15 protein-coding genes are annotated in these 13,365 nt (G+C 73.8%); 14 read left to right on the top strand and 1 reads right to left on the bottom strand.

The window, feature by feature from the left end; genetic code table 11:
- Window positions 1–116 precede the first annotated feature (116 nt).
- The 7 genes from thrS to pdxS are packed head-to-tail and all read left to right on the top strand — an operon-like array spanning window position 117 to window position 7,196.
- The gene (gene thrS / locus EV386_RS06250; protein ID WP_207216483.1) at window positions 117–2,141 is read left to right on the top strand and encodes a threonine--tRNA ligase; all 2,025 of its coding nucleotides are present in this window, start codon (window positions 117–119) and stop codon (window positions 2,139–2,141) included.
- Between the two features lie 2 nt (window positions 2,142–2,143).
- Window positions 2,144–2,755 carry an HIT family protein gene (locus EV386_RS06245; RefSeq protein ID WP_423218997.1) on the top strand — a complete coding sequence of 204 codons (612 nt, stop codon included), beginning with the start codon at window positions 2,144–2,146 and terminating at the stop codon, window positions 2,753–2,755.
- Window positions 2,755–3,411: a phosphatidylinositol phosphate synthase gene (gene pgsA / locus EV386_RS06240; RefSeq protein WP_130413320.1), complete on the top strand. Its 657-nt coding sequence runs from the start codon at window positions 2,755–2,757 to the stop codon at window positions 3,409–3,411. Before EV386_RS06245 ends, pgsA begins: the two co-directional genes overlap by 1 nt.
- Window positions 3,404–4,426, top strand: coding sequence for a phosphatidylinositol mannoside acyltransferase (locus tag EV386_RS06235; protein WP_130413318.1), 1,023 nt, complete (start codon window positions 3,404–3,406; stop codon window positions 4,424–4,426). Before pgsA ends, EV386_RS06235 begins: the two co-directional genes overlap by 8 nt.
- Before the next feature lie 8 nt (window positions 4,427–4,434).
- Window positions 4,435–5,628: a glycosyltransferase family 4 protein gene (locus EV386_RS06230; RefSeq protein ID WP_130416798.1), complete on the top strand. Its 1,194-nt coding sequence runs from the start codon at window positions 4,435–4,437 to the stop codon at window positions 5,626–5,628.
- The gene (locus tag EV386_RS06225) at window positions 5,625–6,221 is read left to right on the top strand and encodes a hypothetical protein (protein WP_130413316.1); all 597 of its coding nucleotides are present in this window, start codon (window positions 5,625–5,627) and stop codon (window positions 6,219–6,221) included. Before EV386_RS06230 ends, EV386_RS06225 begins: the two co-directional genes overlap by 4 nt.
- Window positions 6,222–6,230: 9 nt before the next feature.
- Complete coding sequence (pdxS, locus tag EV386_RS06220; protein WP_423218960.1) at window positions 6,231–7,196, top strand: pyridoxal 5'-phosphate synthase lyase subunit PdxS; 966 nt, start codon at window positions 6,231–6,233, stop codon at window positions 7,194–7,196.
- 104 nt (window positions 7,197–7,300) lie between these two features.
- On the opposite strand, the gene rpmG is transcribed toward pdxS, so the two are convergent.
- Window positions 7,301–7,465: a 50S ribosomal protein L33 gene (gene rpmG / locus EV386_RS06215; RefSeq protein WP_130413314.1), complete on the bottom strand. Its 165-nt coding sequence runs from the start codon at window positions 7,463–7,465 to the stop codon at window positions 7,301–7,303.
- Between the two features lie 89 nt (window positions 7,466–7,554).
- On the opposite strand from rpmG, the gene EV386_RS06210 reads away from it, so the two are divergent.
- The 7 genes from EV386_RS06210 (at window position 7,555) to ruvB (ending at window position 13,365) form a co-directional block, all read left to right on the top strand.
- Entirely contained in the window at window positions 7,555–8,697 is a 1,143-nt protein-coding gene (locus EV386_RS06210; RefSeq protein ID WP_130413312.1) for a GTP-binding protein, read from the top strand.
- 38 nt (window positions 8,698–8,735) lie between these two features.
- Entirely contained in the window at window positions 8,736–9,371 is a 636-nt protein-coding gene (locus tag EV386_RS06205; protein ID WP_242607849.1) for an NUDIX hydrolase, read from the top strand.
- 59 nt (window positions 9,372–9,430) lie between these two features.
- Window positions 9,431–10,072: a pyridoxal 5'-phosphate synthase glutaminase subunit PdxT gene (gene pdxT / locus EV386_RS06200; protein WP_130413310.1), complete on the top strand. Its 642-nt coding sequence runs from the start codon at window positions 9,431–9,433 to the stop codon at window positions 10,070–10,072.
- A gap of 26 nt (window positions 10,073–10,098) precedes the next feature.
- Window positions 10,099–10,857: a YebC/PmpR family DNA-binding transcriptional regulator gene (locus EV386_RS06195; protein WP_130413308.1), complete on the top strand. Its 759-nt coding sequence runs from the start codon at window positions 10,099–10,101 to the stop codon at window positions 10,855–10,857.
- A 112-nt stretch (window positions 10,858–10,969) separates the two neighbouring features.
- A complete protein-coding gene (gene ruvC, locus EV386_RS06190) occupies window positions 10,970–11,554 on the top strand; it encodes a crossover junction endodeoxyribonuclease RuvC (RefSeq protein WP_130413306.1) in 585 nt (194 codons plus the stop codon).
- An 85-nt stretch (window positions 11,555–11,639) separates the two neighbouring features.
- Window positions 11,640–12,257, top strand: coding sequence for a Holliday junction branch migration protein RuvA (ruvA, locus tag EV386_RS06185; RefSeq protein ID WP_130413302.1), 618 nt, complete (start codon window positions 11,640–11,642; stop codon window positions 12,255–12,257).
- Window positions 12,250–13,365, top strand: a complete 1,116-nt coding sequence (gene ruvB, locus EV386_RS06180) for a Holliday junction branch migration DNA helicase RuvB (RefSeq protein ID WP_130413300.1) — start codon at window positions 12,250–12,252, stop codon at window positions 13,363–13,365. The genes ruvA and ruvB overlap by 8 nt, the downstream gene beginning before the upstream one ends.

Below are 13,365 nucleotides of genomic sequence, written 5' to 3'. Positions count from 1 at the left end.
CTGCGGGCGGCGCCCCTCGACGCGTTCTTCGGGCACCGGCGTGCCCGCGCGCGGGGAGCCCACCACCCCACGCGGGCGGCCTTCGTCCGTCGCCCGTGACCTTGAAGGAGCAGCACGTGTCCGACGTCGCGCAGTCACCCACCCACGAGCCCCGCACCCACGAGCGGATCGTGACGACGACGCCGACCACGGGCGCCGAGCTCTTCGCCGACCGCAAGGACGTCGTCGTCGTGCGGGTGCTCCTGTCCGACGAGGGCGAGCTGTGGGACCTGGACCGGCCGATCCCGGTCGGCGCCGGCGTCGAGCCCGTGTCCGTGCACGAGCCCGACGGTCTGAGCGTGCTGCGCCACTCGGCCGCGCACGTGCTCGCCCAGGCCGTCCAGCAGGTCAACCCCGACGCCAAGCTCGGCATCGGCCCGCCGGTGCGCGACGGCTTCTACTACGACTTCGACGTCGACACCCCGTTCACCCCCGAGGACCTCAAGGCGCTCGACAAGGCCATGTCGCGCATCATCCGCGAGGGCCAGACCTTCCGGCGCCGCGTGGTGACCGAGGAGCAGGCGCGCGCCGAGCTCGCGAACGAGCCGTACAAACTCGAGCTCATCGGGCTCAAGGGCTCCGCGGCAGACGGGGAGAGCGGCGAGTCGGTCGAGGTCGGCGGCGCCGAGCTCACGATCTACGACAACGTGCGCGGCGCCGGGCGCGAGAGCGAGACGGTCGTCTGGAAGGACCTGTGCCGCGGCCCGCACCTGCCCAGCACCAAGCTCATCGGGCAGGGCGTGCAGCTCATGCGCTCGGCCGCCGCCTACTGGCGCGGCGACCAGCGCAACGCCTCGCTGCAGCGCGTCTACGGCACCGCGTGGCCGTCCAAGGACGAGCTCAAGGCCCACCTCGAGCGCCTGGCAGAGGCCGAGCGGCGCGACCACCGGCGCATCGGCGTCGAGATGGACCTGTTCTCGTTCCACGACGAGGTCGGCTCCGGCCTGCCGCTCTTCCACCCCAAGGGCGGCGTCGTCAAGCGGGTCATGGAGGACTACGTCCGCCAGCGCCACATCGAGGAGGGCTTCTCCTACGTCGGCACCCCGCACATCACCAAGGAGGAGCTCTTCTACACCTCGGGGCACCTGCCGTACTACGCGGACACGATGTTCCCCGCGCTCGACCTCGAGGACGTCGGCGACCACGGGCACTACCGCCTCAAGGCGATGAACTGCCCGATGCACAACCTGATCTTCTCCAGCCGCGGGCGCTCCTACCGTGAGCTGCCGATCCGCCTGTTCGAGTTCGGCACGGTGTACCGGTACGAGAAGTCGGGTGTGGTCCAGGGGCTGACGCGCGTGCGCGGCCTGACCCAGGACGACTCGCACTCCTATGTCACCCCCGAGCAGGCGCCCGCCGAGGTCAAGCACCTGCTGGACTTCATGCTCAGCGTGCTCAAGGACTTCGGGCTCGACGACTTCTACCTCGAGCTGTCGACGCGCGACGACAAGAAGGCCGACAAGTTCGTGGGCTCGGACGAGGACTGGGTCAAGGCGACCGCGGTGCTCGAGCAGGTCGGGCGCGAGTCGGGGCTCGACCTGGTCGCCGACCCGGGCGGCGCGGCGTTCTACGGCCCCAAGATCTCGGTCCAGGCCAAGGACGCGATCGGGCGCACCTGGCAGATGGGCACGGTGCAGTACGACTTCAACCAGCCCGCCCGGTTCGGCCTGGAGTACACCGCGCCAGACGGCTCCAAGCAGCAGCCCGTCATGATCCACTCGGCCAAGTTCGGCTCGATCGAGCGGTTCATGGGCGTGCTCATCGAGCACTACGCGGGTCAGTTCCCGGCCTGGCTCGCGCCCGTCCAGGTGCTCGCGGTCCCGGTCGCCGAGGCGTTCGACGACTACCTCAAGGACGTCGCCGCGCAGCTGACCGCGCACGGCATCCGCGTCGAGGTCGACCTGTCCGACGACCGGTTCGGCAAGAAGATCCGCAACGCCGCCAAGGCGAAGGCCCCGTTCGTGCTCATCGCGGGCGGCGAGGACGCCGAGGCCGGCGCCGTGAGCTTCCGCTACCGCGACGGGCGCCAGGAGAACGGCGTGCCCGTCGCCGAGGCCATCGAGCGGATCGTGACGGCGGTGCGTGACAGGGTTCAGGTGTGACGGTGACCCTCCCCGAGCCCGGGGACGCCGCGGTCGAGTCGGCCGCGGCGTTCCCCCCGCCGAACGACGACCTGCAGCGCCTGTGGACCCCGCACCGCATGGTGTACGTGGGTGGGCAGGACAAGCCCAAGGACGCCACGGCGTCGTCGTGCCCGTTCTGCGCCATCGACTCCGCCGACGACGAGCGCCGCCTCGTCGTCGCGCGCGGCGCGACCTGCTTCGCGATCCTCAACCTGTACCCCTACAACCCCGGTCACCTCATGGTGCTGCCCTACCGGCATGTGTCGGGGTACGTGGACCTCACCGAGGCCGAGACGGTCGAGCTCGCACACCTGACGCAGACGGCGATCCGCACGCTCGCGCGCGTCTACCGCCCGGGCGGGTACAACCTGGGCATGAACCAGGGCGAGGTCGCCGGCGCCGGCATCGCCGCGCACCTGCACCAACACGTCGTCCCGCGCTGGCAGGGTGACGCGAACTTCCTGCCCGTGGTGGCGCGCACCAAGGCCGTGCCCGAGCTGCTCGCCGACACGCGCGCCCGCCTGGCCGCGGCCTGGCCCGCCGACGAGCCCGCCGAAGCCCCGGGCGAAGACCCCCTTGAGGAGCCTTCCTGATGTTCTCCCGCCTCCGCTCGACGATGCAGGCGCTGTTCACGCCGCTCGCCAAAGGCCTCATGCGGCTCGGCGTGTCACCCGACGCCGTCACGATCGCCGGCACCATCGTGGTCACGGGCCTGGCCCTGGGCCTGCTGCCCACCGGGCACCTGTTCCTGGGCGCCGCGCTCATCGGCCTGTTCGCGTTGTTCGACTCGCTCGACGGCGTGCTCGCCCGCCTCAGCGGGCGCAGCGGGCCGTGGGGCGCGTTCCTCGACTCGACGCTCGACCGCGTCTCCGACGGCGCGGTGTTCGCGGGCATCACGCTGTGGTTCGTGCTGCACCCCGACGTCGCGCACCATCGCTGGGGCGCGGGCGCCGCGCTCGCGTGCCTGGTGCTCGGCGGCGTCGTGCCCTACGCCCGCGCGCGCGCCGAGTCGGTCGGCGCCGACGCGCACGTGGGGATCGCCGAGCGCTCCGACCGCCTGGTAATCGCGCTCGTGCCCACCGGGCTCGTGCAGCTCGGCCTGCCCGTCATCGTGCTCGTCGTGGTGCTGTGGCTGCTCGCGCTCGCGAGTCTGGTGACGGTCGGCCAGCGGGTCGCCGCCGTGCGCCGTCAGCTCGCGCCGGGGCGCCGCGAGGAACGCCCCGCAGGGCAGGAGGCGCCGCGTGGTTGACGTCGCCCGCGCCTACACGTTCGCCTGGCGCGCGGCCCCGCGCGTCCCCGAGCCTGTGCTGCGCGCCGCGTTCACGGTCATCGCCGACGTCGCCTGGGCCCGGCGCGGCGCCGGCGTGCGGCGCCTGGAGGCCAACTACGCCCGCGTGCGCCCCGAGCTCGACGCGGCCGCGGTCCGGCGGCTCGCGCGCGCGGGCATGCGCTCCTATATGCGCTACTTCCGCGAGGCGTTCACGCTGCAGGGCGCCTCGCGCGAGCAGATCACGGCGCGCGTGCGCGTGGTCGGGGACGAGAACGTGCGCGCGGCGCGCGAGGACGGCGCCGCCATCGCGCTCGCGCTGGGGCACCTGGGCAACTGGGACCTCGCCGGCGCCTGGGCCACGCCCCACCTCGCGCCGGTGCTCACCGTGGCCGAGCACCTCAAGCCGGAGGCGCTGTACGAGGAGTTCGTCGGGTTCCGCCGCTCGCTCGGCATCGAGGTCATCGGGCTGGGGGAGCGCGACGTGTTCCGGCGCCTGGTGCGCGGCGCGCGCGCCGGTGGGCGCATCGTGCCGCTGCTGGCCGACCGCGACCTGACCGCGACGGGCGTCGAGGTCGACCTGGCGGGCGGGCGTGCGCGGGTGGCCGCCGGCCCGGCGGCGCTCGCGCTCGCGGCGGGGGTCGACCTCGTGCCCGCCGCGATCACGTACGAGCGCCTGAGCGGAGCCCGCCGCCGTGCGGCCGGCACGCCGTGGGGCATCGTCATTCACTTCCACCCGCCCGTGCCTGTGCCCGTGCCCGACCCCGCGTTGACGGGCCCCGAGCGTCGCCGGGCGCAGATCGCCGCCATGACCCAGGCGTGGGTCGACGCGCTGGCCGTCACGCTGCGCGAGCGCACCGAGGACTGGCACATGCTGCAGCGGGTCTTCGTCGAGGACCTCGACCCCGCGCGGTACGCCCGGACGCGCGAACAGGCGGGCGAGGCGCCGGTGCGGGCGCCGGACGCCATGCGCCAGACGGTGGAGGCCCCCGAGTGAGCCGCCCCCTGCGCGTCGGGATCGTGTGCCCCTACAGCTTCGACGCCCCTGGCGGCGTCCAGTTCCACGTGCGCGACCTGGCCCAAGCGCTCCAGGCGCGCGGGCACGAGGTCTCGGTGCTGGCCCCGGCCGACGAGGACACGCCGGTGCCGGACGTCGTCGTGCCCGCGGGCAAGGCCGTCGCCGTGCGCTACAACGGCTCGGTCGCCCGGCTCACCTTCGGGCCGCGGGCGGCGGCGCGCGTGCGCCGCTGGGTCGACGCCGGGCGCTTCGACGTGCTGCACCTGCACGAGCCCATGACGCCGAGCCTGTCGATGCTGGCCCTGTGGATCGCCGAGGGGCCCGTCGTCGCCACCTTCCACACGGCGCAGGTGCGCTCCCGCGCGCTGCAGGTCGCCTACCCCCTGCTGCGCCAGAGCCTGGAGAAGATCGCCGCGCGCATCGCCGTGTCGGAGGACGCGCGCCGCATGCTGGTCGACCACGTCGGCGGCGACGCCGTCGTGATCCCCAACGGGGTCTACGTCGACACGTTCGCCGCCGCGCCCACCGACCCGCGGTGGCAGGGCACGCCGCAGGCCCCGACGATCGCGTTCCTCGGTCGGCTCGACGAGCCGCGCAAGGGTCTTCAGGTGCTCGTCGCGGCGATCCCGCAGATCCTGGCGCGGCACCCGGGGGCGCGGTTCCTGATCGCCGGGCGCGGCGACGCCGGGCGTGACGAGGCGATCGCCTCGCTCGGCGCCCACGCGCAGTCCGTGACGTTCCTCGGTGGCGTCAGCGACGAGGACAAGGCCGCGCTGCTGTCCTCGGTCGACCTGTACATCGCGCCGCAGACCGGCGGTGAGAGCTTCGGGATCGTGCTCGTCGAGGCCATGAGCGCCGGCGCCGGGGTGGTCGCGAGCGATCTGGGGGCCTTTCGCCGCGTGCTCGACGAGGGGGCGGCCGGGGCGCTGTTCCGCTCCGAGGACCCCGCCGACCTCGCGCGGGTCGTCAACGACGCGATCGAGGACCGCGCGGGCGCCGGGGCGCGGCGCGAGCACGCGCGCGCCTGGGTGCGCCACTTCGACTGGTCGAGCGTGACCGGCCAGGTCGAGGCGGTCTACGAGATGGCCGTGGCGGCCGGCGAGGCGATTCCCGTCCGGCCCGACGCCACCCTGCGCGCGCCGCGCGCGCTGCGCCTGCTCGTCGAGGGGCGTGAGCGATGAGCTGGTCGGAGACCTCGCTGCTCGTGCTGGCCGTGGTGGCCGTGCTCGGGTGGCTGTCGTGGGTCTGGGCCTCACGCCTCGACCGCTTGCACCGAAAGGTGGCCGCCTCGCGCATCGCGCTCGACGCGCAGCTCGTGCGGCGGGCGAGCGCCGCCGCCGACCTGGCGGCCTCGGGCCTGCTCGACCCCGCTTCGAGCGTGCTCGTCGCCGACGCGGCCTACGCCGTCGTGGACGACGACGGCCCGGTGACCGCCCCCGAGGAGGCGCTGGCGATGGACGGGCTGGGAGCCGCGCGCGAGCGCGCGGAGAGCGCGCTGTCGGCGACGCTGCGCTCGGCGCTGGACGATGCCGAGGAGCTCGACGCGCTGCGCGCGACGCCGCCCGGGGATGCGCTCGTGGCCAATCTCGCCGCCGCCTGGTACCGCGCGCAGCTTGCGCGTCGGTTCCACAACGAGGCGGTCGCGCAGGCCCAGCGGGTGCGACGGCACTGGTACGTGCGCCTCCTGCACCTGGCGGGGCGCGCCCCCGTGCCGCAGACCGTCGAGCTGGACGACCTGCTGCCGACGGGCCTGGGGGCGCCGGCCCAGCCGTAGGATGGCGGCGTGGAGAACAACGAGAGTGTGAACACCCCGCCCGCGAGCGCGACCGGAGCCACCGGAGAGGTCGGCACGGCCCGCGTCAAGCGCGGCATGGCGGAGATGCTCAAGGGCGGCGTCATCATGGACGTCGTCACGCCCGAGCAGGCGAAGATCGCCGAGGACGCGGGCGCCGTGGCGGTCATGGCTCTTGAGCGCGTCCCGGCCGACATCCGCGCCGAGGGCGGCGTGTCGCGTATGAGCGACCCCGACATGATCGACGGCATCATCAACGCCGTCTCCATCCCGGTCATGGCCAAGGCCCGCATCGGGCACTTCGTCGAGGCGCAGGTGCTGCAGTCGCTCGGCGTCGACTACGTCGACGAGTCCGAGGTGCTGACCCCGGCCGACTACGCCAACCACATCGACAAGTGGCAGTTCACCGTGCCGTTCGTGTGCGGCGCCACCAACCTCGGCGAGGCGCTGCGCCGCATCACCGAGGGTGCGGCGATGATCCGCTCCAAGGGCGAGGCCGGCACGGGCGACGTCTCGAACGCCACGACGCACATGCGCCAGATCCGCCAGGAGATCGGCCGCCTGTCCTCGCTGCCGCAGGACGAGCTGTTCGTGGCCGCCAAGGAGCTCCAGGCGCCCTACGAGCTGGTCGCCGAGGTCGCGCGCACCGGCAAGCTGCCCGTCGTGCTGTTCACCGCGGGCGGCATCGCGACCCCCGCCGACGCCGCCATGATGATGCAGCTCGGCGCCGAGGGCGTGTTCGTCGGCTCGGGCATCTTCAAGTCGGGCGACCCGGCCGCGCGCGCCAAGGCCATCGTGCAGGCCACGACGTTCTTCGACGACCCGTCGGTCATCGCGAAGGTCTCGCGCGGGCTGGGCGACGCGATGGTCGGCATCAACGTGCCGCCGGCGACCGCGACGGACCCGAGCCTCATGCAGGGCACGAGCTTCACCCGGCTGGCGGACCGCGGCTGGTGAGACTGCGCCGATGAGGGGGCCCCGAGGACGTCCACGGGGCCCCCTCATCCGTGCCCGCGCTCGCCTGACATCGCGGCGCGCAGCGCGTCGGTGACGTCGGGCCGTCAGCGCTCCTCGCGGAAGTCGACGTGGCGACGCGTCACCGGGTCGTACTTCTTGAGCACCAGGCGGTCGGGGTCGTTGCGTCTGTTCTTGCGTGTGACGTAGGTGAACCCCGTCCCGGCGGTGGAGCGCATCCTGACGATGGGGCGTATCTCGTTGCGGGCCATCGGACCTCCTCGACGCTTATTGAGAACCGTTATCAAGCAGGCTAGAGTGAAGCACACCTGAGAACAGTTCTCAACGAGAGAGGATTCCCATGCCCCCGATCCCCGTGAGCGTGGTGACCACCATCGACCCGGTGCTGCGCGAGTCGGCGCTGGCCGGGCTCGTGCTCGGCTCGCCCGGAGCCGTGGCCGTGCGCCACGACCTGCTGGAGGGCGCCCTGCGCCGCGTCGTGGTGGACGCCACCGGTGTGGTCGAGGACGTCACGGTTCCGCTCGAGCACGCGTGCCTGTCGTGCTGCGTGCGCCAGGACGCCGTGCCCACCCTCGCGCGGCTCGCCGCCGACGGCCCGTGGTCCGACGTCGTGCTCGCGTTGCCCGTGACCGCCGATCCGCTGCCGGTCGTGCGCGCGCTGGTCACCGCGATGGCGCCCGCCGGGGCCCTGGCGCACACCCGCCTCGCCGCGACCGTCGCAGTCGTCGACCTGGACGACGCCGAGTCCGACCTGCTCGACGACGGGCTGTGCGCCGAGCGCGGGCTCGCGCTCGGCGAGGACGACGAGCGCGCCGTCGGGGAGGCCCTGGCCGCCCAGGTCGAGAAGGTCGACCTCCTCGTCACGGTCGGCCAGGACGCGACCGGATCCGGGCTGGTCGACCGGCTGCGCGCCGTCGGGTCGCGTCGCCTCGACGGCCTGCACGCGCTGGCCGCCTCCGACCTCTCCGTGGGACATCACGACCCCGCGCGCGCCGAAGCGCGGGCACACCCGCTCGGCGCGCGCGGCCCTGAGCGCCCGGACGGCGGCCCCTGGAGCGGATCGGGCGACGACCGGAGCTGGACGCTCGTGCTCGACGCGGCCCGCCCCCTGCACCCCGACCGCCTGCTGGACCAGATCGAGCGCCTGGGCGCCGGGCGGCTGCGCTCGCGCGGCGTCTTCCGCGTGGTCAACCGGCCCGACTCCGCGTGCCTGTGGGACGGCGCAGGGGGCCAGTTGTGCGTGGCCGACCTCGGGCCGTGGGACGAGGCGGCGCCGCACCACTCGCCGCACACCCGGCTGTGCTTCGTCGGCGCGGGCGACCACGACGACGCGCAGGCGCTGCGCGCAACGATCGTCAACGCGTTCTTCGCCGCAGTGACCCGCCCGGAGGAGATCGCGGACGGCGGGCTGGCGTGGCTCGGGCGCGAGGACGTCCTCGCCCCGTGGCTCGGGGACCGCGCGACCTCATACCTCGGCGCCTGACCACCGCGGGCCTGGCGCGAGCGGCTACCCTGACGCTCGTGCACCCTGCCCGCGACCCCCGGCCTGACCGGCGTCCGCCGGTCGAGCCGCCCCCGTTGGTCGAGCCGGTCGAGACCACGCCGACACCCCCCGCCACCACCGCCTCCTCGCTCGGCCCCGACTGGACCGTGGGCGACGACGGCCTGCGCCACCGCCGCGCCGCCCGCGTCGTCGTGCTCGACGACGCCGGCCGGGTGCTGGTGGTGCGTGGCCACGACGCCGACCAGCCGGAGCGCTCGTGGTGGTTCACGCTCGGCGGCGGCATCGACCCCGGCGAGAGTGAGGTCGAGGCCGCGCTGCGCGAGCTGCGCGAGGAGGCGGGCATCGCGCTCACCCCCGCCGACCTGGTCGGCCCGGTGATGACCCGTGCGGGCTACTTCCACTTCTTCGCCGAGACATGCCGTCAGGACGAGGTGTTCTTCCTCGCGCGCGTGCCCGAAGGCGTCGAGCCCGACGACGCGGGGTGGACCGACGTCGAGCGCGAGGTGCTCGACCAGATGGCGTGGCTCTCGCCGATCGAGCTGCGGGAGCAGCCGCTCGAGGTGTTCCCCACGGCGCTGCCCGACGTCGTCGAGCGGCTCGGCGCCGGCTGGGACGGCGTCGTGCTCCACCTGGGCGAGGAGCACGACGACTGACGGCGCCCGCGGGCGCGAGCGGGTCGGCGCGCGCGGCGACCGGCTCTAGACTCGCCGCCGTGAACACCACCCCCACCATCGGCGTCCTCGCTCTCCAGGGCGACGTGCGCGAGCACGCGGCGGCCCTTGAGCGCGCGGGCGCCCGCGCGGTCGCCGTCCGCCGCCGCGCTGAGCTCGAGGCGGTCGACGGGCTCGTGCTTCCGGGCGGAGAGTCGACCACCATCGACAAGCTGCTGCGCGTCTTCGAACTCGATGAGCCGTTGCGCGCGGCCGTGCGCGCGGGCCTGCCCGTCTACGGCTCGTGCGCGGGCATGATCCTGCTCGCCGACCGCATCGAGGGCGGCATCGAGGGTCAGCGCACCCTCGGCGGCATGGACGTCACGGTGCGGCGCAACGCGTTTGGGCGTCAGGTCGACTCGTTCGAGGCCGACCTGGAGGTCGCCGGAATCTCGGACCAGCCCGGGGGCGCCGCGGTGCGCACCGTGTTCATCCGGGCGCCGTGGATCGAGGAGGCGGGTCCGGGGGTCGAGGCGCTCGCGCGGATCCCCGAGCGCGCGACGGACGGCAGTCGTGTGCGGGTGGGCGCCGGTAAGATCGTCGCGGCACGTCAAGGGCGGCTGCTCGCGACCTCGTTCCACCCCGAGATCACCGGGGACTCGCGCGTTCACGCGCTGTTCGTGAGCATGGTTGCCGCAAGCTGATGAATCGCGAAGGAGACAGGTAGTTCATGTCCGGTCACTCCAAGTGGGCCACGACCAAGCACAAGAAGGCCGCGATCGACGCCAAGCGCGGCAAGCTCTTCGCGAAGCTCATCAAGAACATCGAGGTCGCGGCGCGAGTCGGCGGCGGTGACCCCGCGGGCAACCCGACGCTGTTCGACGCGATCCAGAAGGCGAAGAAGTCGTCGGTCCCGAACGACAACATCGACCGCGCGGTCAAGCGCGGCTCGGGCGAGGGCGCCGACGCCGTCGACTACCAGACGATCATGTACGAGGGCTACGGCGCCAACGGCATCGCCGTGCTGGTCGAGTGCCTCACCGACAACAAGAACCGCGCCGCCTCCGAGGTGCGCCTGGCGTTCTCGCGCAACGGCGGCAACCTCGCCGACCCCGGCTCGGTGTCGTACCTGTTCTCGCGCAAGGGCCTGGTCGTGGTGCCCAAGTCCGACGGCGTGGGCGAGGACGAGGTCATGCTGGCCGCACTTGAGGCCGGGGCCGAAGAGGTCACCGACGAGGGCGACACGGTCGAGGTGCTGTGCGAGGCCACCGACCTGGTCGCCGTCCGCACGGCGATCCAGGAGGCCGGGATCGACTACGACTCGGCCGACGTGATCTTCCACCCGTCGATGGAGGTCGAGGTCGACGCCGAGGGCGCCCGCAAGATCCTGCGCCTGATCGACGCGCTCGAGGACTCCGACGACGTGCAGAACGTCTACGCGAACTTCGACGCCTCCGACGAGGTCCTGGCCGAGCTTGAGGACGACTGACCTCGGCTGTGCCCGCCCTCCTGGGGGTTGAGTCCGTCGAAGCCACGCCAGGCACGCCCGCCGCGCGGGGCGCCTGCGCGGCGCTGGCCCCTCGACTCCGTAGGCTGACCACATGCGCGTGCTCGGAGTCGACCCCGGCCTGACCCGCTGCGGCGTCGGCGTCGTCGACTCGCTGCCCGGGCGCCGCGCGCAACTGGTCGCCGTCGGCGTCATCCGCTCGGACCCCGCCGCGAGCGTGGACCTGCGGCTGCTCGACGTCGCGCGCGAGCTGGACTCCTGGCTCGACGAGCACGTGCCCGACGTCGTGGCGGTCGAGCGCGTCTTCGCCCAGCACAATGTCGGCACCGTCATGGGCACCGCGCAGGTCGCGGGCCTGGCGATGGTGGCCGCGGCGCGCCGTGGAGTCCCGGTGGCCCTGCACACGCCGTCGGAGGTCAAGGCGGCCGTGACCGGCTCGGGGCGCGCCGGCAAGGAGCAGGTGCAGCGCATGGTCCAGCGTCTGCTGGGCCTGGCGGACCCGCCGCGGCCCGCGGACGCCGCGGACGCGCTGGCCCTGGCGATCACGCACCTGTGGCGCCCCGCGGGCGCGCTGCAGGGCGGCGAGCGCCACGAGCTCACCCCGGCCCAGCGCGCCTGGGCCGCCGCCGAGCAGTCCGCGCGCCGTCCCGTGCGCCGGCCCCGCGCCACGTCCAGGTAGTCGGGCCCGTCGTGTCGGCGCCCGCCCGGTCCGCGCGCGTTGGTAGGGTCCAGTGTCGTACGGGTGTTCGACCGAGAGGAGTCCCGTGATCGCCTCGCTCACCGGAGTGGTGGAGCACGTCTCGCTCGACCGGGCCGTCATCAACGTCAACGGCGTCGGGTACCTGGTGCACGCCACGCCGGGCACGCTCGCGCGGCTGCGCCACGGTGAGGCGGCCATGGTCTACACGACCATGGTGGTGCGCGAGGACTCGATGACCCTGTACGCGTTCTACGACGACGACGAGCGCGCGGTCTTCGAGACCGCGCAATCCGTCTCGGGCGTCGGACCGCGCATCGCGCTCGCCGTGCTCGCGGTCCACACCCCCGACGAGGTGCGCCGCGCGGTGCACACCCAGGACGTCAAGGCGCTCACGCGCGTGCCGGGCATCGGCCCCAAGGTGGCGCAGCGCGTCTTGCTGGAGCTCGGCGGCAAGCTCGCCGCGCCCGACGCCGCCGCCACATCGAGCGGGGCGCCCACAGCGTCGGCCGACCAGCGCGACAAGGTCGTCGAGGCGCTCGTCGGCCTGGGCTACTCGGCCAAGGTCGCCGACGACGCCGTCGCCGACGTGCTGCGGTCCCTCGGGGCCGAGTCGGTGGGCGAGGGCGACGTCGCGGCGACGCTGCGCGCCGCGCTGCGCTCGATGGGCGGGCGCCGTGGCTGAGGGGCGCTACGAGGAGCCGCAGTTCACCAGCGAACGGATCGTGACCTCGTCGGCCGACGACGTCGAGCGGGCCGCCGAGGCGGCGCTGCGGCCCAAGCGGCTCGAGGAGTTCGTGGGCCAGCCCGTGGTGCGCGACCAGCTCTCGCTCGTGCTCCAGGCCGCGATCGCCCGCGGCGCGGCGCCTGACCATGTGCTGCTGTCGGGGCCGCCGGGCCTGGGCAAGACGACGCTCGCCATGATCATCGCGGGCGAGCTCGGCGCGTCGCTGCGGGTCACGAGCGGGCCCGCCATCCAGCACGCGGGAGACCTCGCGGCGGTGCTGTCCTCGCTCGACGAGGGCGAGGTGCTGTTCATCGACGAGATCCACCGCCTCGCGCGCCCGGCCGAGGAGTTGCTGTACGTCGCGATGGAGGACTTCCGCGTCGACGTCGTGGTGGGCAAGGGCGCCGGGGCGAGCGCCATCCCGCTCGCGCTGCCGCCCTTCACGGTCGTGGGCGCCACGACGCGCAGCGGCCTGCTGCCGGCCCCGTTGCGCGACCGGTTCGGCTTCACCGGCCACCTGGACTTCTACGACGCCGCCGACCTCGAGCGTGTCATCCTGCGCTCGGCGGGGCTGCTGGGTGTCGACATCGAGCACGCCGCGGCGCACGAGATCGCCGGACGCTCGCGCGGCACGCCCCGCATCGCCAACCGCCTGCTGCGGCGTGTGCGCGACTGGGCGCAGGTGCGCGGGGACGGCCGGCTCGACCTGGGCGCGGCGCGTGCGGCGCTGACGGTGTTCGAGGTCGACCCGCTGGGCCTGGACCGCCTCGACCGCGCGGTGCTCGACGCGCTGTGCCGGCGGTTCGGCGGGGGCCCGGTCGGCCTGTCGACGCTCGCGATGACGGTGGGGGAGGAGCCCGACACGGTCGAGACCGTGTCCGAGCCCTACCTGGTGCGTGAGGGGTTCGTGGCCCGCACGCCGCGCGGGCGTGTGGCGACGCCGCTCGCGTGGGAGCACCTGGGCTTGACGGCGCCGCCGGGAGCGCTCGGCGCGGCGGTCGGCACACTGTTCGACGCCACGGATCCCATCGCGGGTGACATCACCGGGAACCCGGGAGCGTCCTGA

Origin of the sequence: Xylanimonas ulmi, assembly GCF_004216535.1 — a bacterium.
GTDB classification, from domain to species: domain Bacteria; phylum Actinomycetota; class Actinomycetes; order Actinomycetales; family Cellulomonadaceae; genus Xylanimonas; species Xylanimonas ulmi.
Note: the sequence above shows the minus strand (reverse complement) of the source record. Positions and strands in the feature narration are given on the sequence as shown.

Excerpts from the sequence above, each read along its gene's own strand:
- pgsA (WP_130413320.1), top strand. The coding sequence starts at position 2,755 with ATGTTCTCCCGCCTCCGCTCGACGATGCAGGCGCTGTTCACGCCGCTC.
- EV386_RS06225 (WP_130413316.1), top strand. The coding sequence starts at position 5,625 with ATGAGCTGGTCGGAGACCTCGCTGCTCGTGCTGGCCGTGGTGGCCGTG.
- rpmG (WP_130413314.1), bottom strand. The coding sequence starts at position 7,465 with ATGGCCCGCAACGAGATACGCCCCATCGTCAGGATGCGCTCCACCGCC.
- EV386_RS06210 (WP_130413312.1), top strand. The coding sequence starts at position 7,555 with ATGCCCCCGATCCCCGTGAGCGTGGTGACCACCATCGACCCGGTGCTG.
- EV386_RS06195 (WP_130413308.1), top strand. The coding sequence starts at position 10,099 with ATGTCCGGTCACTCCAAGTGGGCCACGACCAAGCACAAGAAGGCCGCG.
- ruvC (WP_130413306.1), top strand. The coding sequence starts at position 10,970 with ATGCGCGTGCTCGGAGTCGACCCCGGCCTGACCCGCTGCGGCGTCGGC.